We start from the raw sequence: 23,649 nt of genomic DNA on the forward strand, positions 1-23,649 counted from the left end.
ATTCTACGCCATTGGCGGAGTTCAGAGCAAGCCGCCAGAATCAGAAAACGGAATCATGAGATGGGGGCGAAACGCCCATCCTCCAGCGCATGAGCTTGAGCGAAGCCCACGAGCGCCTTGAGCGTCTCTTGCACCTTCTCCGCTTTGACGCGCTGGAAATGCGCTGTGATCGTCTCCGCCTTGAGCGGTTCGGGGGCGGCCTGCAAGACGGCCCGAACCGCCTTCATCTGCTCCAGCATCTCCGCAGGCCAAGGCGTCTTTTTCGCCGCTCCGCCCGTCTGAGGCCTCACAAGATCCATTTCTCCGGTTTTGCGGGCGGCGTCTCCGCCGGAGGGATTCTGATATTTCGGCCTCAGCCAAAGGACTTGGCCGCGCGCCTCTTCATCGGCGCGGGCGTGGTTCAAGGCCACAAGGCGCTTGAGGATCTCCGGCTCCGCCAGATCCGCAGGCCAGCCATAGGCGGCGGCGGTCGCGGCGTCGATTTCATCATGAATCTGACGCAAAATCCCGATCAGGCCCTGATCGTAAATGGTTTTCGCCTTGCCCTCGATCAGCTCTCCGGCGCGCAGGGCGGCGAGCACATTATACATCTCCGTCAGCGTCAGCTTAGGATGCAGCTTCTGCCGAGCCTTCCGATGAGCGTCCAATTGCTCGCCAAGCTCGGCGAGGCGCGCCCGATGGTTTTCAGCGAGCGGCGGGAAGGGGAAGGGATCGAAACATTGGGATTTTGTGTAAACGGGTCGATCCTCCAATGTTCCGCCCGTCTTGAGCGCCCAGAGGACATGAATGCGGCTGGAGAGAATCGCCAGATGCTCCGCGCTGTCGAGCGCGATGGCGATCAATCTGTTGTCAGGCAAAATCTGCGCGTCGAGGAATTGAAAAACCCGGTGCTTCGCCGTCTCCACTGTGGCGATATAGCGGGGCAGACCTCGAAGCGCGGTCCGCATTTCTCTGCGAGGCCCGCCGAAAGCCCACCAGTTTTCGCGAATGCCTTTATCGCGATTCGCATCCCGCTCCGGCTTCACATGATCCAGAATATGCTGATAGACCTCGGGAAATTTGATCTGAACCTCTTTCGCCGTGAGGCCGAATAGATCGATCACCATGACGCCGCGCGAAAGTCGCGTGAAATCCATGCCGTTCAGATAGGGGCGGATATGGGCCTCAAGTCCTGGAACTCGCCCAAGACCCAAGGATTTTGCGGCGTTGGGCGTGACGATGAAGCCCGCGCCATGCAGCTTGACGCCCGGCGAAGAGAGAGCCTCATTCGCACACAAAAGAAGGATGTTGGTCAGATCCGCCCCGATCTGAAGATTGGCGAAGATCTTGCCACGCTGCTCGGCGAGCGTCACCGCGATTCCGCTGTCTTCGACCTCCGTCTCGCCTTCAGACATGACAGTCAGCAAAAGCCCATCCCGGCTTCCCCGCTCGGCGGCGGTCATGGAGATGCGCACGGCGGCGCCCCCTGTCGAATCCACCCAAGGATGATCCGGAATCGCATAGATCAGCGTTAAAGGCCGCTTCTGGTCGTTCAGGAAAGGCTCCAGAACGCGGCGGTTGAAGGTCTGGCGCAGGCTGTTGGTGGCGACGAAGCCGAAACGCGCGATCAATCCGGCCTGCGCGAGCTGCGCCGCTTTGTTCCACCAGAACATGACGAAATCGGCGGATCCCGGCATATCCGGCCAAGCCTTGCGCAGGGCCTCCGTATAGCCGTCGCCCAGAGCCTCGCGCATCCGGCTCGCCCCGATGAAAGGCGGGTTGCCGATCACCACATCCGCTTTCGGCCATGAGGCGGCGCGCGGGGCCTTGTAATCCAGCACCGGAACCCGCGCGGCGGGATCGGGAATCTCGGCGCCCGTGCTCGGATTGAGGATCAGGCTCACGCCGTCCCAACGGGTGACGGGCTGGCCCTTGTCGTCAAGGCGCGGGACGGGCTTTCCGGTCGAGGCCAGAACGGCGTCGCGGGTTTCGACGTTGCGGAAATCCCGGAGGATCGGCTCCGAAGGCTTGGCGTCCTTGAAAAGCCGGAAATGCTGCTGAAGCGAGCCGATCCAGAGCACAAGCTCCGCGACCGCCGCCGCCCATGGATTGACCTCCAGACCAAGGAATTGCTCGGGGCTGACCGTCTCGCCGGAGAGGCCGAAATCCGCATCCCGCAATTGCGCCCGCAATTCGTTCACTTCGCCTTCGAGGCGCTTCATCTCCTCCAGCGCCACATAAAGGAAGTTGCCGGAGCCGCAGGCGGGATCCAGCACCTTCAGAGCGCAAAGGCGCTTGTGGAAATCCTGAACGACCTTGCGGGCCTCCTCGATCTCGTCCTTCTCCGCCAGAGCGAGGGCGGCGCCCTTGGCGGTCATCCAATCTTCGCGCAAAGGATCGATGAGGACGGGACGCACAAGCCGCTCGACATAGGGCCGGGGCGTGTAATGGGCGCCGAGCTTATGGCGCTCCTTGGCGGCGAGGGCGCGCTCCAGAAGGGTTCCGAAAATCGCAGGCTCGACCTGGCTCCAATCGGCCTCCGCCGCCCCGATCAGCAAGCCGAGCTGTTCGGAGCGCAAGGGAAGAGCCTGCGTCTCCTTGAAGAGAAAGCCGTTGAAGCGGCTGACCTGCTTGCGAAGACTGGTCGAGAAGCCGCCTCCGTCCATCTTCTGCCAAAGCTCCGTGACGAGAGGCGGGAAGCTCTCAGGCACTCCGCGCGCGGCGCGCAGCAGCTCCTTGAAGCTGTCCTTCGGCAAAAGCTTCACGTCTTCGGCGAACATCGTGAAGAGGCAACGCATCAGGAAGCGCGCCACGACCTCGGAAGGATGGCCGTCCTTCTCCAGACTCACGGCGAGAAGGGAGAGATGCGTGGCGATCTCCCGCGTCACGCGGGCGGCTTCGCGGCTGCGGTCCAGAGAGAGGGGATCCGTCCAGATCGCCAGAAGGCGGGCGCGGATCTCGGGATTGAGCAGATCCTCCAGCTTGATGCGATAGCTTTGAGGATCGGGGAAAGGCGCGTAGTTCTTCCCGATCAGAGAGAAATCCGCGTAAACGTCGATGATATGCCCGATATCGACTGCGATGATGAAGGGCGGCCAGCCGTGATTCTTGGGCAAGGCCTTCGCATATTTCTCGGCTTGGGCGCGGGCCTTCCACATGGCCGCGTCGAAGCTTGAGGAGGTGCGCGCCACTTTGCCGGACTTGGGGCCGGACTTCGGAGCGAGCAAGGGCAGTTGAGGGAGATCGGCGGGCTTCTCAGGTTTGGCGCTTTGCTTCGCCTCCAAGACGAAGCAGCCGCGCTTATAGAGGTCTATGAAGCCCGAAGAGGTGGCGCCGCCCGCGTGATGGAAGGTCACCCGCTTTTCAAAGACGTAATCATCTTTAAGGCCGTTGGCGGGATCATGGGGCGGCGCGCCCAGAAGCGCGGCGAGTTCGATCAGGAAGCTCTGATAATTCGCCCGTTCGCTGGCGCTTGAAGCCGCCCAACGCTTGATGAACTTCGCCGCCTGCGCATTCTCGTCGTCAACGGACACTTACAGACTCCCCCGCATGCAACGCCCCCGCCCTCGTCTCCCATATTTCGGCGGCGCCGTCTCTAGTCTTTGGGGCGCAGGGCCTGAGAAGGCGCGGAGGCTCCATCATGAGCGTTGCGGAGGGGCTGCGAATCTAGGGGAGGAGCGAGAAAAACCGCCCAACAATCCCCCGCAGAATGTGGGAATATATGTGGGAATGATTTTTCTCAAATCTATTTTTCCCAATAAAAACAATAACTTATTGGAATATATGGCGGAGAGGGTGGGATTCGAACCCACGATACCCTTGCGGGTATTCCGGTTTTCGAGACCGGCGCGATCGACCACTCCGCCACCTCTCCGCGGGGTCGAGCCTATCAAGGCCGCGCTCCAATGCCAGATCCGCGCGCCGATTGCAAGCGCCTTCCAGCCTCCGAAGCTCGCAGGCCGTCGCGGCGAGAGGAACCTGAGGCCGAGGCCCCGCAGGATCTGGCGCGCCGACGAGAAACAGCCTACCACCACAGCCGACGGCGTCGGCCAAAGCCGCGCCGACGAGCGCAGGCGGTCCCACAGGCGGGGACTTCAGGAGGCGAGCCATGTTCTTCAAAAGCGACAACACCGCAGGCGCCGCGCCCGAGATCCTCGCGGCTCTGGCCGAGGCGAACCAAGGCCATGACCTCAGCTATGGCGAGGACGCCCTCACCGCCCGTCTGGAGGCGCGGCTCGCAGAGATCTTCGAGCGCCCTTGCGCCGTCTTTCCGGTGGTCACGGGCACGGCGGCCAACAGCCTCGCCTTCTCCGCCATGACGCCCCCTTGGGGCCTGACCTACGCCCATGAGACCGCGCATGTGATCATGGACGAATGCGGCGCTCCTGAAGCCTTCGCCGGAGGCGGCAGGCTCGCGCCTCTGCCGGGGCCGCAAGGCAAGATCGATCCGGAGGCCCTCGCGCGGGCCTTGCTGGCCGCTCAAAGCCATGGCGTCCATCAGAACCGTCCGGCGGGGCTGACCCTCTCCAACCTCACGGAATGGGGCGGGCTCTGGCGGCCCGGGGAGATCGCCGAGGTCGCCCGCATCGCCCATGAAGGCGGACTCAAGGTCCATCTCGACGGCGCGCGTTTCGCCAATGCTCTGGCCGCGCTGAACGTCTCGCCCGCCGAAGCCTCATGGAGGGCGGGCGTCGATCTGCTCTCCTTCGGCGCCACGAAAAACGGCTGTCTGGCGGCGGAGGCTCTGGTGGTCTTCGATCCGGCTCTAGCCGAGAACATGGCCTATCGGCGCAAAAGGGCGGGTCATCTGCTCTCGAAGCAGCGCTTCGTCTCGGCGCAGATGCTGGCTTGGCTGGAGGGCGGGCTTTGGCTGCGTCTGGCGGCGCGGGCCAACGCCATGGCGGCGCTGCTGGCCGAGGGGCTGAGGGCTCTGCCGGAGACGCAGGTTCTCGGCGAGGTCCGGGGCAATATGATCTTCGTCACGCTGCCGCGCGCGACTCATGAGCGGCTTCAGGCGGCGGGCGCGCGCTATTACCTCTGGGCCGAAGAGGCGCCGGATTCGCCCGAGGTCACGATTCGGCTGGTGGCCTCCTTCGCCGCTCAAGAGGCGGAGGTCGCGGCCTTCCTCGCGGCGGCGCGGGGCTAGAGCCTTCTCCAGCGAAGCGGCGATCCTCAAAGAGGTCAGGGCGTTTCGGGCTTGATTCCGACCAGCCGGGCGAGTCTCTGAAGCAAGGGCCTGATCCGCAGGAAAACCGCGTAAAGCCCGCGCATGATCCAAGAGAGCGGCGGGGCGTTCATCGCCCGGCCCAGCCATGCGAGCCGCGGCAGGCGCTCCATCAGCCCGGCGAAGGCCGGGACGCCTTCGAGGATCTCGCCTTGTTCGTCCCGGACATGCAGGCGGCTGAGGGCCTTATCTTTCTCCAGCCCTTTCAGATCCTCTTCGGAGGCGAATTGAAGATTGATCCAATCGATCTCCTCGCCGCCCGCCTGAGCGCGATAAAACCGCACCTCGGTGGTGCAGATGGGACAGGCGCCGTCGTAATACACCGTCAGGCGCCGTTCCGCCCCCTCTCCGACCGTCGATTCAACCATGATCTCCTCCCCGGCGCCTCTGGTCTTGAAGGCCCGCCTCAGTCTTCCCGAGCCGCAGGCCCCTCGCCAGCGCGATTTATCTTGAATTTGAGCCATCTCCCCACGGATCACCCTTTCAGGAAAGCGGAGAGGGTCTGAGCGATCTCGTCCTTATGGCTGGCGAGCAATCCATGCGGCCCGCCTTTGATTTCATGCAGCTCCGCGCCCTTGATCCCCTTGGCGGCGGCGCGGCCGGAGATCTCGATGGGCACGATCTGATCGTCGTCGCCATGAATCACGAGGGTCGGAACCTTGAAGGCCGCGAGATCGGGCCGGAAATCGGTCGTCCCGAAGGCTTTGACGCATTCCACCGTGCCGCGCAGACCCGCCTGCATGGCCATGTTGAAGGTCCAGCGCAGAACCTCCTCGCTGACCGAGGTCTTGCCGAAGCCGTAGAAGGCTTTCGCGAATTCGGCGAAGAATTTCGGACGGTCGGCCCGGATTCCGGCGATCATCCCCTCGAAGACCTCCTGCGGGACGCCTTCGGGGCGATCCTCGGTCTTGAGCAGGCCGGGCGCCACCGAGCCGATCAGCACGGCCTTGTCGACGCCCCGCCCCTTATGCCGCGACATATAGCGGGCGATCTCGCCGCCGCCCATGGAGAAGCCGACGAGCGTGGCGTGCTTCTCGGAATCGGTCGCCTCCAGCACCGCCGCGAGGTCGTCTGAAAACGTGTCGTAGTCATAGCCGGACCAAGGCTGATCCGAGCGCCCGAAGCCGCGCCGATCATAAGCGACGACCTTATGGCCCGCCTCCGCGAGGGTCAGGGCCAGATCGTCCCAGGTGTCCGAAGAGAGCGGCCAACCATGGATCAGCACGACCGGGCGGCCCTCGCCCCAGGTCTTAACGTAAAGCTTCGCGCCGTCCCTGGCCTTCACGCGCGCCATATTCAGACCCTCCCAGAAATTTTCTTTCCGCGAAGATACACGAAATCCTCGCTGAAAGGCAGGGGGTTTCAGGGAGAGCGGCGCGGAAGACTCCTCTTAAAGTAGAAGGGCGCCCTCCTTGGAGGACGCCCCTGAATTTCCAAGGAGATGACGCCCCCTCAGCCCGCCAGTTCGGCCAATTTGGCTTTGACCGCCGCGAAGGCCTCGGGCGCGAGGGCCGCGTCTTCGCCGCCGCCCTGAGCCGCGTCGGGACGTCCGCCGCCGCCCTTGCCGCCGAGCGCCGCCACCGCCGCGCGCACCAGATCCACCGCCGAGATCTTCGCGGTCAGATCCTGCGTCACGCCGACGGCCACGGTGGGCTTTCCGCCCTCCTCGGCGATGAGCGCCACCACGCCGGAGCCGAGCTGCGCCTTTTGCTCGTCGAGGATGCTGCGCAGCTCCTTGCCCGAGACGCCCGAGAGCAGCCGCGTCGCCAGCTTCACCCCGGCGATTTCTTCAGCCTCCGGCGCGGAGCCGCCGCCCGAACCCGCGAGGGCGAGCTTCTTCTTGAGATCGGCGGCTTCGGCCTGAAGGGCCTTGCGCTCTTCGAGCAGCGCCTCCAGCCGCTCGACGAGCTGGCCCGGCTGAGCCTTGAGCAGGGCCGCCGCCGCCTTGAGGCGCCGGTCCTGAACCTCCAGATGCTCCAGAGCCGCCGCGCCGCTCAGGGCCTCGACGCGGCGCACGCCCGCCGCCGTCGCGCCCTCGGAGACGATCTTGAAGGCGCCGATCTCGCCCGCCCGGCCCACATGCACGCCGCCGCACAGCTCGATGGAGTAGATCCCGCCGCCCGCCTTGCGCCCGACCGAAACCACGCGCACTTCGTCGCCGTATTTCTCGCCGAAGAGCGCGCGGGCGCCCTCGGCCACGGCCTCGTCGGGAGTCATGACGCGGGTGGTCACGACGTCGTTCTGGCGGATATAGGCGTTCACCGCCTGCTCCACGGCCGTGAGGTCGTCGGTGGTCATGGCCTTGGGATGCGAGAAGTCGAAGCGGAAGCGGTCGGCCGCCACGAGCGAGCCCTTTTGCGCCACATGATCCCCGAGCTGCTCGCGGAGGGCCTCATGGAGGAAATGGGTCGCGGTGTGATTGGAGCGGATCTTGCCGCGCCGTTCGTGATCCAGCTCAAGCCGCGCGGCCTGTCCGACGCGGATTTCGCCGGAGGCCACTTCGCCGAGATGGGCGAAGACGCCGCCCGCCTTCTTCGCCACGCCCGAGATCTTCAGCTTGCCGCCCTCGGTGGAGAGGACGCCGTGATCGGCCTCCTGACCGCCCATTTCGGCGTAAAAGGGCGTTTGGTTCAGCACCACGCTTCCGGTCTCGCCCGCCTTGAGGCTCGCGACCTGAGCGCCCTTGGCGTCGAGCAGCGCGAGGATCTGGCCTTCGGCGATCTCGGTCTCATAGCCGAGGAACTCCGTCGCGCCGTGCTGGTCCTTGAGGTCGAACCAGACCGATTCGTCGGCGGCCTCGCCCGAGCCCGCCCAAGCCGCGCGGGCTTTGGTCTTCTGCTCGGCCATGGCGGATTCGAAGCCCTTCAGATCGACGCTGCGGCCCTTCTCGCGGAGGGCGTCTTGAGTCAGATCGAGGGGGAAGCCGTAAGTGTCGTAAAGCTTGAAGGCCGCCTCGCCGGAAAGGGGCTGGCCCTCGCCGAGCTTCGCCAATTCGTCGTCGAGCAGGCGCAGGCCGCGGTCCAGAGTCTTCTGGAAGCGCTGCTCCTCCAGCTTGAGCGTCTCCTCGATCAGCGGTTTGGCGCGGATGAGTTCGGGGAAGTGGTCGCCCATCTGACGCGTCAGAGCGGGCACCAGACGCCACATCACCGGATCCTGCGCGCCCAGCATATGGGCGTGGCGCATGGCGCGGCGCATGATCCGGCGCAGCACGTAGCCGCGCCCTTCGTTGGAGGGCGTCACGCCGTCGGCGATGAGGAAGCTCGTCGCGCGCAGATGGTCCGCGATGACGCGATGGTGGAATTTGCCCTGTCCGTCGGGATCGCCGCCGGTGGCCTCGGCGCTGGCGAGGATCAGGCTGCGCATAAGGTCGGTGTCGTAATTGTCGTGCTTGCCCTGAAGCACGGCGCCCACGCGCTCCAGACCCATGCCGGTGTCGATGGAGGGGCTGGGCAGGTTCAGCCGCGAGCCGTCGGCCTGCTGCTCGAACTGCATGAACACGAGATTCCAGATCTCGATGAAGCGATCGCCGTCCTCGTCGGGCGAGCCCGGAGGGCCGCCGGGGATATGCGGGCCATGGTCGAAGAAGATCTCCGAGCAGGGGCCGCAAGGCCCGGTCGGGCCCATCGACCAGAAGTTGTCCGAAGTGGCGATGCGGATGATGCGCTCGTCGGGCAGGCCCGCGACCTTCTTCCAGAGATCGGCCGCCGCGTCGTCGTCGTGATAGACCGTGACGAGGAGCTTATCCTTGGGCAGGCCGAATTCCTTGGTGACCAATTCCCAAGCCAGCGGAATCGCCCGCTCCTTGAAGTAGTCGCCGAAGGAGAAATTGCCGAGCATCTCGAAGAAGGTGTGATGCCGGGCGGTGTAGCCCACATTGTCGAGGTCGTTATGCTTGCCGCCCGCGCGGACGCATTTCTGGCTCGTGACGGCGCGTTCGTAGGGCAATTCCTCAAGACCCGTGAAGACGTTCTTGAATTGCACCATTCCGGCGTTGGTGAACATCAGGGTGGGGTCGTTGCGCGGCACGAGCGGGCTGGACGCGACCTCCTGATGGCCGTTCTTCACGAAGAAATCGAGAAAGCTTCGCCGAACGTCGTTGAGGCTGGCCATAGCTCAAGGCTCCATCAGGAAAGAGAACGGCGGCTTTTACCTCGCGCAGGAGGAACTGTCCAGAAAGGCGGGGCGGGGGGCCTCTTGCGCCGCCCTCCGGCGCCAGGCCGCCAGATGCGCGTTGAGGAGCCCGGCCAGATCTTTGGCGGAATAGCCCTCGTAACTGACCGGCAGGTGGTCGTCTCCCCCGGAGAGGGCCTTGTTCGCTCTTCGCAACAGGCTTTGCGGCTGCGCGCCCTCCCTATAGGCCCAGATGACCATCGCCGCCCCTTTCATGGAGTAGACGAAGAAGCCTTTTTCCGCGATGTCGGCGAAAGCGATCCGCCGCCGCCCCTTGAAGCCGTCGCTGAGCTCCATGCCCTCCGCATCGAGGCTCAGGCTGCTGCGGCCCGGAAGAAGATGCGACGCCGCCGCCGCTCCGCAGAGCAGGAAAAACGCCGCCCCGCCATATTTCAGGAGCTGCTCGGAGGGGGTCGTTTCGGGGAGCAGCAGGCCGCCCAGAGCGAAAGCGAAGCTCCCAAGCGTGAGCAGGATCGTCTTCGTCTTGTTCGCCTTCAGAAGCATCGGCGAAGCCTCAGGCGCCTCCATGATCCTCTCCCTGAAATCCCATCGCTGAGGAGGCGTTCATTCTGCGCGGCGCCCCTGAGGCGCGCAAGCCTGACGACGAAGGGCGCGGATGTCTCCGCGCCCTTTCGCAAAATCCTCCAAAGTCCGGTTCTGAAGTCTGGGCGGCCTCACACGTCGAGGTTATCCACGTTCAGCGCGTTCTCAAGGATGAACTCGCGGCGCGGCTCGACCAATTCGCCCATGAGATTGGCGAAGATGGAATCCGCCTCGTCGGCGTGGCTCACCCGGACCTTCAGCAAGGTGCGGGCGCCGGGATCGAGCGTCGTCTCCCAGAGCTGTTCGGCGTTCATCTCGCCGAGGCCCTTATAGCGTTGCAGCTGCACGCCGCGCTCGCCTTCGGCCATCACCGCGTCCAGCAGAGGGCCGGGGCCGCGCAGAGCCGTCGCCTTGTCGCGCCGGCGCAGGACCGCTTCTCCGGCGTAGGTCTCCGCGAGCTCCGCCGCCAGAGCCTGAAGCCGCCGCGCCTCCGTCGAGCGCAGCACGCCCGCGTCCAGAGCCCGCGCCTCGGAGACGCCGCGCAGCATCCGCGAGACCTTCAGCCCGCCGCCCTGCGTGACTTCGCCCGTCCAGCCTCGGGCGTGCTCCTCCTCCATGGCGTCGAGCCTTGCGGCCAGAGCCTCGGCGAGGGCGGAATCCGGCTCGCGCTCGGGGTCCAGCGCCCCGACGATGGCGGCCTGCTCCATCAGCGCCTTGGAGAATTGCGGCGGCAGGGTCGAGAGCGCCGAGCGGGCCTTGCGGGCCGTCTCGACCACCCGCGCCAGATCCGGCCCCGCGAGGGTCTCGCCATTGGCCAGCGCGAGGGTCGCGCCTTCGAGCCCGCCCGCCACGAGGTAATCCTCAAGGGCCTTCTGATCCTTCAGATAGACCTCGGATTTGCCGCGCGTCGCCTTATAGAGCGGCGGCTGGGCGATGTAGACATGGCCGCGCTCGATGAGTTCGGGCGTCTGGCGATAGAAGAAGGTCAGCAGCAAAGTGCGGATATGGGCGCCGTCGACGTCGGCGTCGGTCATGATGATGATCTTGTGATAGCGCAGCTTATCGGCGTCGAACTCCTCATGGCCGATGCCGGTGTTCAGCGCCGTGATCAGGGTGCCGATGGTCTCCGAGGAGAGCATCTTGTCGAAGCGGGCGCGCTCCACGTTGAGGATCTTGCCGCGCAGAGGCAGCACGGCTTGCGTCGCGCGGTCGCGGCCCTGTTTGGCCGAGCCGCCCGCCGAATCGCCCTCGACGATGAAGATCTCGGATTTCGCCGGATCGCGCTCCTGACATTGCGCCAGCTTGCCGGGCAGGGAGGCGATGTCCAGCCCGACCTTCTTGCGCGAGAGCTCGCGGGCTTTGCGGGCCGCTTCTCTGGCGAGCGCGGCTTCGAGGATCTTGCCGAGGATCTGCCTGGCCTCGGCGGGATGCTCCTCGAACCATTCGCCGAGCTTCTCATTGACGAGATTCTCGACGGCTGGGCGCACTTCCGACGAAACCAGCTTCTCTTTGGTCTGAGAGGAGAATTTCGGATCCGGCACCTTCACCGACAAGACGCAGGTGAAGCCCTCGCGGGAATCCTCGCCCGAAAGCGTGACCTTCTCCTTCGCCGCCACGCCCGAGGAATTGGCGTAGGCGTTGATGGTGCGCGTCAGCGCGCCGCGCAGGCCCGCCAGATGGGTGCCGCCGTCCTTCTGGGGGATGTTGTTGGTGAAGCAGAGGGTGTTTTCGTGATAGCCGTCGTTCCACCAGAGCGCGGCGTCCACGGTCACGCCGTCGCGCTCGCCGCGGATGACGATGGGGTCTTTCAGCAGAGGCGTGCGCGAGCGGTCGAGATAGCGCACGAAGGCCTCGACGCCGCCTTCGTAATGCAGCTCCATGGTCTTGGGCTCGACCGAGCGGCTGTCCTCCAGCAGAATCCGCACGCCGGAGTTCAGAAAGGCCAGCTCGCGGAGGCGATGCTCCAGCGTGCGCCAGTCGTATTCCGTCACGCCCTTGAAGGTGTCGCCGGAGGCGAAGAAGGTCACGCGGGTTCCGCGCTTGCCGTTCGCCGGGCCGACCTCGGTCAGAGACTGGACCACGTCGCCGCGTTCGAAGCGCACCTGATAGGCCTTGCCGCCGCGCCAGATCTCCAGCAGCAGCCAGTCCGAGAGCGCGTTGACAACCGAGACGCCCACGCCATGCAGGCCGCCCGAAACCTTATAGCTGTTCTGGTCGAATTTGCCGCCCGCATGGAGCTGGGTCATGATGACCTCGGCGGCGGAGACGCCTTCCTCCTTATGGACGTCCACCGGGATTCCGCGCCCGTCGTCCTCGACGGTGACGGAGCCGTCGGCGTTGAGCTGGACGCGCACATGGCTGGCGTAGCCCGCCAGAGTCTCGTCGATGGCGTTGTCCACCACCTCATAGACCATGTGGTGCAGGCCCGATCCGTCGTCCGTGTCGCCGATGTACATGCCGGGGCGTTTGCGCACCGCGTCGAGGCCGCGCAGCACCTTGATGGAATCCGCGCCGTAATCGGAGCCGTCGTCGCCGGGGCGGCTTTCGTCAGACATGTCTCGTCCTTTACAGATTGGCCGCCAGAGCCGCCCCGGCGAGGATCATCGCCCCGCCGCAGACGCGGTTCAGCCAGAGCGTCCCGCCCGGAGTCTTCAGCCTGCGCCCCGCCTCGGCGGCGAGGGCGGCGTAGGAGCAGAGGACAAGGAGCAGGACAGGCGGAATCACGGCCAGAATCAAAATCTTCTCTCCGCCGGAGAGTTTCCCAATATCAAAGAAAACCGGCAGGAGCGCCAGATAAAAAAGCGCCGGCTTAGGGTTGCCCAGCGTGACCGCCAGCCCGCTGAGGAACGTGGCGCGGAAGCCTCCGGCCTCTCCGGCCTCGCCGAGCGCCATGGCCTCGGGCGGGGCGGCGAGCATCCGCCAGCCCATCCACACGAGATAGGCGCCGCCGCCCACGCGCACAAGGGTCAGAGCGGGCGCCCAGAGCTGCGCCGCCGCCGCCAGACCGAAGAGCGCGGCCGCCGCCCAGATCATGTCGCCCGCCACCGCGCCCCAGATGAGCGGCGTCGCGCGGCGGAAGCCGTAGGAGATGGAGCGCGGCAGCAGCGCCGCGACGAAGGGCCCCGGCGCCATGGCCATGAGCAGAAGGGCGGAGGCGTAAAGCGTGACGGCGTGAAGGGTCATGACGAGACGTCCGGCGCGACGAGAAGCCCCGCGCGCAAGGGGGCGCGCCGGGAGCTGAGGCGCGGTCAGGCGATGAGGTGAAGAGGAGCGATGCGGGAGATTAGCTTCTCCGGCGCGAAAAGCGAGTCCCCCCTCTCGCCGTTGCGCGGAGGCGTGAAAAAACCCGCGTCCGGGGAGGACGCGGGGTCGAGTCTGCGCATGCCCGAAAGCGCCCTTTCGGGCGCTTTCGTCGGAGAACGTCGGAAGATCAGGCGAAGCTCAGAACTTCACCTCGCCCGTCAGAGTGAGCAGACGGCCCGGCGCCATATTGGCGAAAAGTCCGACATGGGAGCCGTCGTAGATCTTTTCGTCGAAGACGTTGTTGGCGTTGAGCCGAAGCGTGAAGTTGTCGTTCACCTCATAGGAGGCCATCAGATCCACGCGGACGTGCGAGGGCAGCTCCAGCGTGTTGGCGTCGTTGGCGAAGCGGTCGGACATATAGCTCACGCCGCCGCCCATGGTCAGCTTCGGAGTCACGTCGTAGGTGGTCCAGATGCTGGCGCTGTGCGGGGCGATGTATTTGGCCTTATTGCCGTCGTTGGCGCCGGCGCCGTCGTCCTTGATGCGGGAATCGACGTAGGTGTAGCCCGCCGAGACGCGCCAGCGGTCGGTGATCTCGCCGCGCAGGCCCAGTTCGAAGCCCTTGGCCTCGCTGTCGCCGACGAGGGCGACCAGACCCGTGGTCGAATCCGTGGCGCGCTGGTTGGTCTTCTGGGTGTAGAAGGCCGCCGCCGTGGCGCCGAGCCGACCGTCGAGGAAGTCCCATTTCACGCCCGCCTCATAGCTGCGGGTTTCCTCGGGATCGAGGTTGACGGTGTTGTTGTTGAGGCCGCCGCCCGCCGCGCCGTCGGCGCCGCCGGACTGGCCCGCCGTCTCGCCCGAGGGATTCGAGGAGGTGCCGAAAGCCACGTAGAGGCTGCCGTCCGGGGTCGGCTTATAGACGAGGCCCGCCTGATAATTCCACATCTTCGAGTGGTTTTCGAGCGCGCCGCTGGAGACCTTGTAGTCGTCGTAGCGCAGGCCGAGGTTCAGCAGCCACTGGTCGTTGAACTTCAGGGTGTCGAAGACATAGGCCGAGACGGTCTTGGTGCGGGTCGGATCGCCGTAATCGCCGCGGACGGCCTGAATCCCGAAGGGCGTCCAGGGATCGGGGTCGTAGAGGCTGGTCGGGTCGATGTTGCCCGAGGCCAGATTCGCCGATTGCAGCTTGTCGCGGGTGAATTCGAGGCCGAAAGCCAGGTCATGGGCGACGGGGCCGGTGTCCAGCTCATAAGTGAAGTCGGTGCGGTTGCCCCAGGAGACGTTGCGCCGCGCCGAGCTGCGCAGATTGCGGTCCACCAAAAGGCCGTTCGCCGCGTTCACCGTCGGGCGGGTGATGGCGTATTCGTTCGTGCCGCGATTATAGGAGAAGACGTTTTGCGCCGTCAGGCCGCTTTCGAATTCATGGCGGAGCTTGAAGGTGCCGATGGTGGTCGTCACGTCGCGGAAGTCGCGGTAGGCGGAGCCGTAGAAATTATCCCGGTCGATGTCGTCGATGGGGCGGAAGGGATCGTCCTTGGTGGCGACGCGGCCGGGTTCTCCGCGCGCGTCGCGCCAATAGGATTCGGTCTGGAAGGGGACGCCCAGATCCGGCATCTCCTCGGATTTCGAGTGGTAGAGGCTCAGCACGGCCTGAGTCGGGCCGTGCAGGCCCCAGGCCACCGAGGGCGCTATGCCGATGCGGCGCTCGTCGCGGGGGCCGCGGCCGGGGATGTCGGCGTCGTGATACAGCGCGTTGAGGCGCAGAGCCACGTCGTTCTGAGGATTATAGTAATTCGCGTCGATGGTCTGGCGCAGATAGGAATCCGCGCCCAGAGTGCTGTTGCTGTGGAGGAAGGTCTCGTCGGCGGGTTGCTTGCTGACGATGTTCAGAGAGCCGCCGGTCGAGCCGCGCCCCGTATAGGCCGAGCCGGGGCCTTTGGAGACCTCGACGGCCTCGGAGTTGAAGCTCTCATAGGCCGAACGGCCGAGGCTGCGCTGACCATCCACGAAGATGTCGGTGCTGGCTTCGAAGCCGCGGATGAAGGGGCGGTCTCCGACCGGGGTGCCGCCCTCGCCCGAGCCCAGCGTGATGCCCGGCGTGGAGCGCAGCACCTCGGCGAGCGAGGCCTGTCCGCGCTCTTCGATCTCGCGCTGGGTGATGACGGTGATGGTCTTCGGGGTGTCGAGCAGGGGCTGGGTGAAGGTCGGCGAGGCGACGCCGTCCACCTTGTATTCCTGCATGTATTGCTGCGGCGCCGGAGCCTGAGACCGGACCTCCGTTCCCGTCAGATAAATGGGTTCGAGGGGGATCGTCTGCTGCGGCTGAGGCGTCGCGGCGGGCTGGAGGACGGGTTGAACCGGAGTCGGCGCGGCGACATAGGCGGGCGTCGCGGCGGGCAGGGGCGCCCGAACCGTCGGATCGGCGAGGAGGGCGGGCTCCGGATGGAGCCCCGTCGTCTGGGCCAGCGCGGCGGGGGCCGCGATGGCGGAGGCGGCCATCAGCATCGGCAAAAGGCCGAGGGTGATGTTGCGGGATTCGCGCGAATCCGTCGGATCGGTTTGAGGCATGAAGAAGCGTTCCCCATTTGAGGCGTCGTTGCGGCGACGAATCGAAGTTTGGGGGCTGGGGCTGGAGGGCGCGCGAGGGCTCCGGAGCGGCCGGGCGTCTTGCGGCGGCCTGTGTCTGGCTGAGCCGGGCGTCGATGTCTTCACGCAAGAAGATAATCCTTTTGAGCTGCGTCAAGACAAAATCCTGCCGGACGGAACGGTCGTCGCGGATTGTGGCCCGGGGGCGTCTTTATGGCGGAAATCCGGCGGAATCCGGGCGAGGCGCCGCCCCCGGACCCGAGTTCGCCGCCCTTAACCGATCCCTAAGCCGCATGAGGTTGGATAGGCTCTGAAGATTTTCGCCCGAGACTGTCGCCCGAGACTGTCGCCCGAGACTGTTGAAAGACGGACCCCATGACCAAGTCCCGGATCGAGCCTCTGCAAGAGGCTATGGCCGAGCCCCCCGTCGAGTCCTCCGCGGAGCCCATCCTCGAAGATGAGTGGACGGAGGACGATTGGGGCGAAGAGGAGGCCGCGCCGCCCGTCGCCCGCCGCCGCGCCTCCGGGGGGCGGGGGCGCTGGCGCGCTTTCGCCCTTGGAGCCGCGGGCGGCGCCGCGCTGCTCGCGGGCTTCGCGCTGCTGGGCGGCGGAGAGGGCGGGCGCGACCGCGCGCTGAGTCCCGAGGTCGCGGCCTCCTTCGCGGCGCCTCCGCCTTTTTCTCAGAACGGCGCCGCCGCGCCCTCCGCCCGCCGTCTGACGGAGGCGCCGCCGCTGCGGCCGCCCGGAGGCGGAGAAGGATGGGAGCCGCTCGTCACCGGCGACATTCCTCCGCGCGCCGCCGCGCGCCTTCCGCCGCCTCCGGCCTTCGCGCCGCCGGGAGATTGGGAGCAGGGTTGGGCGCCCATGGAGCTGGCCGAGGATTTCGCGCCGCCTCATCTGGCGCCGCCTTTATCCTCCCGATCCGCGTCCTCCGCGCCCGCTCTCGGAGATCTGGAGCCTCAGATCGAGGCGGGGCTGGCGGAGGAGGCCCCCCCTAACGCCGCCCTCAACGCCGCCGGGCCGCCCGCCGATCCGGGAGCGCCCGAAGCCATGCGTCTGGAGACCGCGCTGCTGGCGCCTCCGGGCGCGGAGCCCGCGCCGGTCCTCGATCTCGCGGCGCCTCCTCCGCCCGCCGCCGCCCTCGCGCCGGAGCCTGAGCCTTCCGCCGCCCCCGAAGCCGAGCCGGAGGCCGCGCCGAAGGCCGAATCCGGACCCGTCGATTCGCCGGCGCCGCGGCCCAAGCCTCCGAAGCCCGAACACGCCGCCGCCCCCCTTTCCGCGCCCTCTCTGGCGCCCCCTCTCGCGCCCTCTCTGGCGTCGGAGCCCGGCGCCGATCCCGACGTCTATTCGCCGCCCTCTCCTCTGCGCGCCGCCTCGGTCGAAGCCGCGCCTTCTCCGCGCGGCGGAAGAGGCGGATGGAGCTCGCGGCTGAAGCTGGAGGGGGGCCCCGAAATCGCCTTGGCCGCCGCGCCGCCGCCGCCGCTCCATGATCCGGCGCCTGCGGGCTCCGCGCCGATTCATGATCCCGGCCTTGCGGCTTCGGCGCCGCTCCATGATCCGGAGCCGATCCGCGTCGCCGCGCGGGAGGCTCCCGAACCGACGGGATCCGAACCGCCGCCGATGATCTCCGCCGCGGTCGAGTTCGGGGGCGGGTTCGGGGAGGAGTTCGGGGCCGAGTTCGGCCCTGAGATCACTTCGGAGGCCTTCGCGGCCATGGCCCTCGCGCCGGACGCTCTGGAGACGGGCGATCTGCCTCAGGTGCGCCGGGCCCCCATCGACCGCCCCGACGACGGGCCTTTCTCGGCGCGTTCGGAGACTCCCGCCGCCGCGCCCGCGCCGCGTCGCCGAGCCGCGGAGCCGGCTCTGCCGCCCGACGCGCCGCGCGCCATGGTGGTTCTGACCGCCCTCGGGCTGCATGAGGCCGTGACTCTGCGGGCCATGCGCGAGACTCCCGACGCCGTGGCTCTGGCCTTCGCCCCCATCGGACGCCGGGTCGAGGATCGCGTGGCGAGTCTGGGGGCGGCGGGCCGCGTGGCTCTGGTCGAGGCCCCCATGGAGGCCATGACCCGCAGCTCCACGCCGGAGGAGATCACCCTCGCGACGGGCGTCGCGGCGGAGGAGAATCAGGCGCGTCTGGCGAAGGTGCTGGCGGTCGCGCCCAAGGCGGCGGGAATCTCGACCTATATGGGCGCGCGCTTCACCGCCGATCAGCAGGCTCTGGCGGGCGTCCTGCCGTTTCTGGCGGGGCGCGGGCTCTTCGTGCTGGAGAATCAGCCGACCAACCGCAGCCTTCTGCGCGATTCGGCGCGGGGGGCGGGCGTGCGCTACGCCGCCGCTCCGATGGCCCTCGACCGCGAGCGCAGCGCGACCGCCATCCGCACGGCTCTGGCGCAGCTGGAGCGCCGCGCTCTGGCCGACGGCGAGGCCGTGGGCGTCATGGCGGTCTCCAACGAGGCGCTGGACGCTCTGGCGCTCTGGACCGAAGGGCTCGCCTCCCGAGGCGTGCGGCTCGCGCCGCTCCGCGAGGCGCTGGAGTGACCGGCGGAAAAGGGAGGAAGGACTTGCCTTGCGGGGCGGGAGGGAGGAGTCTCCGCGCGCAGCCATGAAGGAGCCGCCCGCCATGACCTCCGCCCCGCCGGAACGCGATCTCTCTCTTTACCGCCCCTGCGTCGGACTGGCGCTGATCAACCGCGAAGGTCTGGTCTTCGCGGGCCGCCGCCTCGACGCCCCCGACGCCTGGCAGATGCCGCAAGGCGGCTTCGACAAAGGCGAGACGGCCCTCGAATGCGGCTTGCGCGAACTCCGCGAAGAGACCGGCGTGAAGAAATCCCGCGTCGAGCTGCTGGCCTCCACCGAAGACTGGATCTGCTACGACCTGCCGGATCATCTCATGGGCAAGGCTTGGGGCGGGAAATGGCGCGGCCAGAAACAGAAATGGCTGGCTCTGCGCTTCCTCGGCGAGGATTCCGAGGTGGACATCACGCAAAAGCCGGTCGAGTTCTCGGAATGGCGCTGGATGCGGGCCGAAGCCTTGATCGCCGACATCGTCTCCTTCAAACGCCCGGTCTATGAGGAGGCGCTGCGCCGCTTCGCGCCCTATCTCAAGCCTTCCTGAAGGAGGGTCGGAGCCGAAAGCGGGGCTGCGGCTTGACGCCGCGCGCTCCGCCCGCGAATGTCTTCGACGAAAGTCGCAGAAAAGCGGCTTCGCCCCTGTACAACGGGCGAGGCCCGGACATGATCCCCAAGCGGCGGCCTCCCTCGGCGGAGGCGCCTCGGGAGGCGTGACGGGCTCTGCGCCCGAAGGACCTCAAGAGGAAGCGCCCATGCCAGCCCCCACGCCCGAAACGGATCTCGACGCCCGCGCCTTGGCCTATCATGAGCATCCGCGCCCCGGAAAGCTGGCGATCCACGCCACCAAGCCCCTCGCCACTCAGCGCGACCTCTCCATGGCCTATAGTCCCGGCGTGGCGGCGGCCTGCCGGGCCATCGCGGCCGATCCGCTGACGGCGGCGCGCTACACCGCGCGGGGAAACCTCGTGGCGGTGATCTCCAACGGCACGGCGGTGCTGGGCCTCGGCAACATCGGGGCTTTGGCCTCCAAGCCGGTGATGGAGGGCAAGGCGGTCCTCTTCAAGAAATTCGCCGACATCGACGTCTTCGACATCGAGATGAACGCCGATGATCCGCAAAAGCTCATCGAGGCGGTGGCGGCGCTGGAGCCCACCTTCGGCGCGATCAACCTTGAGGACATCAAGGCCCCGGAATGCTTTCAGGTCGAGCGCGAACTGAAGGCCCGGATGAACATTCCCGTCTTCCACGACGATCAGCATGGCACGGCCATCGTGGTGGGCGCCGCCGTGACCAACGCCTTGGAGATCGGCGGCAAGGCCATCGAGAGCCTGAAGGTGGTCTCGACGGGCGGCGGGGCGGCGGGCATCGCCTGTCTTGAGCTGCTGGTGGCCTTGGGCGTCAAACGCGAGAACATCCGGCTCTACGACATCGGCGGGCTGGTCCATCCCGAGCGCGACGACCTCAGCCCGGAGAAAGCCCGCTTCGCCCAGCCCGGCCCCAAGCCCGAACTCGCCGAGGCGCTGAAGGGCGCGGACGTCTTCCTCGGACTCTCGGCGCCGGGGCTGCTGACGGGCGAGATGGTCAGGGACATGGCGCCTCAGCCGATGATCTTCGCTCTGGCCAATCCCACGCCGGAGATCATGCCCGACGTCGCCCGCGAGGCCCGGCCTGACGCCATGATCGCCACAGGGCGCTCCGATTTCCCGAACCAGATCAACAACGTCCTCTGCTTCCCCTTCATCTTCCGGGGCGCCCTCGACGTCGGCGCGCGCGAGATCAACGAAGAAATGAAGATGGCCGCCGTGCGGGCCATCGCGGAATTGGCCCGGGCCACCGCCGCCGCCGAACTCGCCAACGCCTATGAAGGCGAGGATCTGCGCTTCGGACCCGAAAACCTCATCCCCAAGCCCTTCGATCCTCGTCTGCTGGAGGCCGTGGCGCCCGCCGTGGCTCAGGCGGCCATGGATTCGGGCGTCGCCACGCGGCCCATCGAGGATTTCGCCGCCTATCGCGAGCATCTGGCGCGCTTCGTCTATCGTTCGGGCTTCCTGATGAAGCCGGTCTTCGCGCGGGCGCGGGGTTTGGAGAAGCGCGTGGTCTACGCCGAGGGCGAACATGAGCGCGTCCTGCGGGCGGTTCAGGCCGCCATCGAGGAGAAGCTGGCGAAGCCGATCCTCGTCGGGCGGCGCAAGGTGGTCGAGGCGCGCTGCGAGAAATTCGCGCTCAAGATCCGCCCCGACGTGCATTTCGAACTCTGCGATCCCGAGGATGATCCGCGCTATGGCGAATATTGGCGCGGCTATCACGCTCTGACCGAGCGTCAGGGCGTCTCGCCCGACGCCGCGCGTCAGATCATCCGCACCAACACCACGGCCATCGCGGCGATGATGCTCCAGCGCGGCGAGGCCGACGCCCTCGTCTGCGGATTGGCGGGCCATTACCTCTGGCATCTGAAATATCTGGAATCGGTGATCGGACGCCGCGCCAGCGCCTGCCGTCTGGCGTCTCTGACGGCGGTGATCACGCCTAAGGCCACGGTCTTCATCACCGACGCCTACGCCGCCTCCGAGCCCTCCGCCGAGGATCTGAGTCAGATCACGCTGATGGCGGCTCAGGAGATGCGGCGTTTCGGCGTGGAGCCCAAGGCGGCCTTCGTCTGCGGCTCGAATTTCGGCGCCCGCGACACCCCCGGCGCTCTGAAGCTGCGCAAGACGGTCCGCCTCCTCGACGAGATCGCGCCGGATTTCGAATATGAAGGCGAAATGCACGTCGACGCGGCCATGGATCCGACGGTGCGTCAGCGGATCTTTCCGAGCTCGCGCCTGCAGGGACCGGCCAATCTGCTGGTCTTCCCGAATCTCGACGCGGCGCATGCGGCGGTGAATCTGCTGGTCAGCATGGCCGACGGTCTGAGGGTCGGGCCTTTGCTCATGGGTCTGAACAAGCCCGCCCATATCGTCACGCCGACCACCACGGCGCGGGGCATCCTCAACGTGACGGCGCTCGCCGCCGTGGACGCCGCCTATCACGACCGCCGCGAGGAGCAGGCGGCGGAGTGAAGCTTTGGAGGCGGGGGAGGGCGGAGCCTCCCCCGTCCCGTTTTTAGGGGTGAGGCTCGGCCTCGCCATGGGCCTTGAGCCAAGCCTCAAGCTGAGCGATCTCGGCCTCCTGCGCCTTGATCACCTCTTCGGCGAGGGCGCGCAGCTCGGGATCCTTCCCATATGTCAGCAGCGTGCGGGCCATCTCCACGGCGGCCTGATGATGCGGGATCATCTGCGCGGCGAAATCGGCGTCGGCGTCGCCGAGCGAGGGCGTCCCGTGCATGTCCGCCATCATCTTCGTCATGGCCGCGCCATATTCCGCGAAGGCGGCTTCGGCGGGCGAGGCTTCGGCCGCCGCAGGGGCGGCGGCGTGGGCGCCATGGGCGGAATGATCCTGAGCCGAGGCCGGGGCGGCGCTCAGGCTCAGGCCGAGCAGCAGGGCGGGGAGAAGGGCGCGGGACATGGGGCCTCCTTGGGGCTGATTCAGGCGCGTGTGGCGGCGAAGGCGCGGGCGAGGGCGCAGAACTCCTCGACGCTGAGGGTCTCCGCCCGGCGCTGAGGATCGATCCCGACCGCCTCCAGCAGAGGCGCGGGCTCCACGCCGAGAGATTTCAGGCTCTGACGCAGCATCTTGCGGCGCTGGCCGAAGGCGGCGGCGGTCACGCGCTCCAGCGCGGAGAGATCCGCCTCCGCGAGGGGCTTTTCGCGCGGCCGGATCCGCACCACCGAGCTGGTGACCTTCGGCGGCGGAAAAAAGGCGTGAGGCGAGATGTCGAAGACGATCTCGGCCTCCGTCCGCCAGCCCGCGAGAACTCCGAGCCGCCCATAGCCGGAATCTCCCGGCCCGGCGACGATGCGCTCGGCGACCTCCTTCTGGAACATCAGCGTGAGCGAGGACCAGAAAGGCGGCCATTGCGGCGCCGTCAGCCAGCGCACGAGCAATTCCGTGCCGATGTTATAGGGCAGATTGGCCACGATCTTCACGGGCGCCGTCAGATAGGGCGCCGGATCGAATTTCAGCGCGTCGCCGTCCACGACCTCCAGACGCCCCGGCGCGGCGGCCTGAATCTCCGCGAGGGCGGGCAAAGCGCGTTCGTCGCGCTCCACGGCCACCACCTTGCGCGCGCCCGCCAGCAGCAGAGCCCGCGTCAGGCCGCCGGGGCCGGGGCCGATCTCCAGCACGTCGCAGCCGGTCAGATCTCCCGCCGCCCGCGCGACGCGTCCGGTGAGGTTCAGGTCGAAGAGGAAATTCTGCCCCAAAGCCTTCTTCGCCGCCAGTTCATGGCGTCCGACCACCTCGCGGAGCGGCGGCAGAGCATGCAGGGCCTCGGCGTGGGCGGCGAAGTCGGGGGTCTCGGTCACCATTCCTCCAGAGCGTCCACGGCGGCCTTGCCGCGCCGGGCCATGATGAGCGCGCCCTCCAGAGCGTCGGCCTTGGGCTCGACGACGCGGGCGAGCAGCGCCTCCGGCAGCATGGGCTTCAGGCGCCGCGCGATGGAGCCGTGCAGGACCACGCTCGGCGCGCCCCAGTCCAGAGCGATCCGCGTCAGCCGCGCGCATTCCTCCACCGAACGCGCCACCACGCCGCGGGCGGGAGCGTCGCCCTCCTCGGCGAGATCGAAGATGAGCCGCGCGTAGCGGCCGAATTCGCCGGGCGTGGCGGTGGCGGCCCAGAATCCCATGTCGCGGGGATCGCCGCCGAAATCCTTCAGCAGGGCCTCCGCCAGACGGCCGCCCTCGACGTCGCCGTCGGCGGCGCGCATGGTCAGATGCACGGCGCGGCGGCCCATGTCGGCGCCTGATCCGAAATCGTCGCAGGCGAAGCCCCAGCCGCCCGCCTCGCGATAGCGGCCCCGCGCGAAGACGCCGCCCACGCAGCCCGTGCCGAAGATCACCAGCCCGCCCTCTTCGCCGCCATGGGCGCCGAGACAGGCGGCGTGTCCGTCGGTGCCGAGCACCGTGCGGGCGAAGGGCAGGCCCCGCGCCCGGAGCCGCTCGCGGGCGCCGCGCATGGGCGCCCCTGAAAGCCCGAGCCCCGCCGCCACGTCGCGGATCGCCTCGGGCGGCAGGCCTGCGCGCTCGACGCAGAGCCGCGCCGCCTCCAGAATCGAGGCGTGGGAGGCGGAGCCGTCTCCGGTGGCGATGGCGCCCATGCCCGCCTCGGCTTCGGAGAGCTTGCGGCCCGCGGAATCCGTGAGCCGCGCCCGGCTGCCCGTGCCGCCGCCGTCGAGGCCGAAATAGAGCGTTTCGCCCATGGTGGTGTCTCTCCCGAAAAGTCTTTTCGCGCAGGAG

Annotated in this window: 15 protein-coding genes and 1 tRNA gene; 4 read left to right on the top strand and 12 right to left on the bottom strand. The window is 67.2% G+C overall.

Annotated features, from left to right (window positions below; all coding sequences use genetic code 11):
• Nucleotides 1–53: 53 nt before the first annotated feature.
• Both B161_RS0102510 and B161_RS0102515 read right to left on the bottom strand, forming a co-directional pair.
• Complete coding sequence (locus tag B161_RS0102510) at nucleotides 54–3,512, bottom strand: class I SAM-dependent DNA methyltransferase (protein ID WP_018631781.1); 3,459 nt, start codon at nucleotides 3,510–3,512, stop codon at nucleotides 54–56.
• A 251-nt stretch (nucleotides 3,513–3,763) separates the two neighbouring features.
• A tRNA-Ser gene (locus tag B161_RS0102515) sits at nucleotides 3,764–3,853 on the bottom strand.
• 234 nt (nucleotides 3,854–4,087) lie between these two features.
• On the opposite strand from B161_RS0102515, the gene B161_RS0102520 reads away from it, so the two are divergent.
• Complete coding sequence (locus tag B161_RS0102520) at nucleotides 4,088–5,125, top strand: threonine aldolase family protein (protein ID WP_018631782.1); 1,038 nt, start codon at nucleotides 4,088–4,090, stop codon at nucleotides 5,123–5,125.
• Nucleotides 5,126–5,160: 35 nt separating this feature from the next.
• Here B161_RS0102520 and B161_RS16365 read toward each other — a convergent pair whose 3' ends face one another.
• From B161_RS16365 to B161_RS0102555, 7 genes are all read right to left on the bottom strand, one after another.
• The gene (locus B161_RS16365) at nucleotides 5,161–5,571 is read right to left on the bottom strand and encodes a thiol-disulfide oxidoreductase DCC family protein (protein WP_157755508.1); all 411 of its coding nucleotides are present in this window, start codon (nucleotides 5,569–5,571) and stop codon (nucleotides 5,161–5,163) included.
• Nucleotides 5,572–5,678: 107 nt separating this feature from the next.
• Nucleotides 5,679–6,497: an alpha/beta fold hydrolase gene (locus B161_RS0102530; RefSeq protein ID WP_018631784.1), complete on the bottom strand. Its 819-nt coding sequence runs from the start codon at nucleotides 6,495–6,497 to the stop codon at nucleotides 5,679–5,681.
• A 158-nt stretch (nucleotides 6,498–6,655) separates the two neighbouring features.
• Nucleotides 6,656–9,313, bottom strand: coding sequence for an alanine--tRNA ligase (alaS, locus tag B161_RS0102535; RefSeq protein ID WP_018631785.1), 2,658 nt, complete (start codon nucleotides 9,311–9,313; stop codon nucleotides 6,656–6,658).
• Nucleotides 9,314–9,349: 36 nt separating this feature from the next.
• Complete coding sequence (locus B161_RS0102540; RefSeq protein WP_018631786.1) at nucleotides 9,350–9,901, bottom strand: hypothetical protein; 552 nt, start codon at nucleotides 9,899–9,901, stop codon at nucleotides 9,350–9,352.
• A 146-nt stretch (nucleotides 9,902–10,047) separates the two neighbouring features.
• Nucleotides 10,048–12,471, bottom strand: a complete 2,424-nt coding sequence (gene gyrB / locus B161_RS0102545) for a DNA topoisomerase (ATP-hydrolyzing) subunit B (protein WP_018631787.1) — start codon at nucleotides 12,469–12,471, stop codon at nucleotides 10,048–10,050.
• A 10-nt stretch (nucleotides 12,472–12,481) separates the two neighbouring features.
• The gene (locus B161_RS0102550) at nucleotides 12,482–13,099 is read right to left on the bottom strand and encodes a LysE family translocator (RefSeq protein WP_018631788.1); all 618 of its coding nucleotides are present in this window, start codon (nucleotides 13,097–13,099) and stop codon (nucleotides 12,482–12,484) included.
• Between the two features lie 258 nt (nucleotides 13,100–13,357).
• A complete protein-coding gene (locus B161_RS0102555) occupies nucleotides 13,358–15,727 on the bottom strand; it encodes a TonB-dependent receptor (RefSeq protein ID WP_018631789.1) in 2,370 nt (789 codons plus the stop codon).
• Between the two features lie 393 nt (nucleotides 15,728–16,120).
• Here B161_RS0102555 and B161_RS20145 point away from each other — a divergent pair, with 393 nt between their 5' ends.
• The 3 genes from B161_RS20145 to B161_RS0102570 all read left to right on the top strand — a co-directional run bounded on the left by B161_RS20145 (nucleotide 16,121) and on the right by B161_RS0102570 (nucleotide 21,375).
• Entirely contained in the window at nucleotides 16,121–18,283 is a 2,163-nt protein-coding gene (locus B161_RS20145) for a divergent polysaccharide deacetylase family protein (protein ID WP_018631790.1), read from the top strand.
• A gap of 82 nt (nucleotides 18,284–18,365) precedes the next feature.
• Nucleotides 18,366–18,860, top strand: coding sequence for an RNA pyrophosphohydrolase (locus B161_RS0102565; protein WP_040789128.1), 495 nt, complete (start codon nucleotides 18,366–18,368; stop codon nucleotides 18,858–18,860).
• A gap of 208 nt (nucleotides 18,861–19,068) precedes the next feature.
• Nucleotides 19,069–21,375, top strand: a complete 2,307-nt coding sequence (locus B161_RS0102570) for an NADP-dependent malic enzyme (RefSeq protein WP_018631792.1) — start codon at nucleotides 19,069–19,071, stop codon at nucleotides 21,373–21,375.
• A gap of 43 nt (nucleotides 21,376–21,418) precedes the next feature.
• Here B161_RS0102570 and copM read toward each other — a convergent pair whose 3' ends face one another.
• Genes copM through B161_RS16375 form a run of 3 tightly spaced genes read right to left on the bottom strand, consistent with a single transcriptional unit; the run spans nucleotide 21,419 to nucleotide 23,612 of the window.
• Nucleotides 21,419–21,820, bottom strand: coding sequence for a CopM family metallochaperone (copM, locus tag B161_RS0102575; protein WP_018631793.1), 402 nt, complete (start codon nucleotides 21,818–21,820; stop codon nucleotides 21,419–21,421).
• Nucleotides 21,821–21,840: 20 nt separating this feature from the next.
• Nucleotides 21,841–22,722 carry a 16S rRNA (adenine(1518)-N(6)/adenine(1519)-N(6))-dimethyltransferase RsmA gene (gene rsmA, locus B161_RS0102580; RefSeq protein ID WP_018631794.1) on the bottom strand — a complete coding sequence of 294 codons (882 nt, stop codon included), beginning with the start codon at nucleotides 22,720–22,722 and terminating at the stop codon, nucleotides 21,841–21,843.
• Nucleotides 22,716–23,612, bottom strand: a complete 897-nt coding sequence (locus B161_RS16375; RefSeq protein ID WP_018631795.1) for a BadF/BadG/BcrA/BcrD ATPase family protein — start codon at nucleotides 23,610–23,612, stop codon at nucleotides 22,716–22,718. Before B161_RS16375 ends, rsmA begins: the two co-directional genes overlap by 7 nt.
• Between the last annotated feature and the right edge of the window lie 37 nt (nucleotides 23,613–23,649).

It is taken from the genome of Neomegalonema perideroedes DSM 15528 (assembly GCF_000374145.1).
Lineage (GTDB): Bacteria > Pseudomonadota > Alphaproteobacteria > Rhodobacterales > Rhodobacteraceae > Neomegalonema > Neomegalonema perideroedes.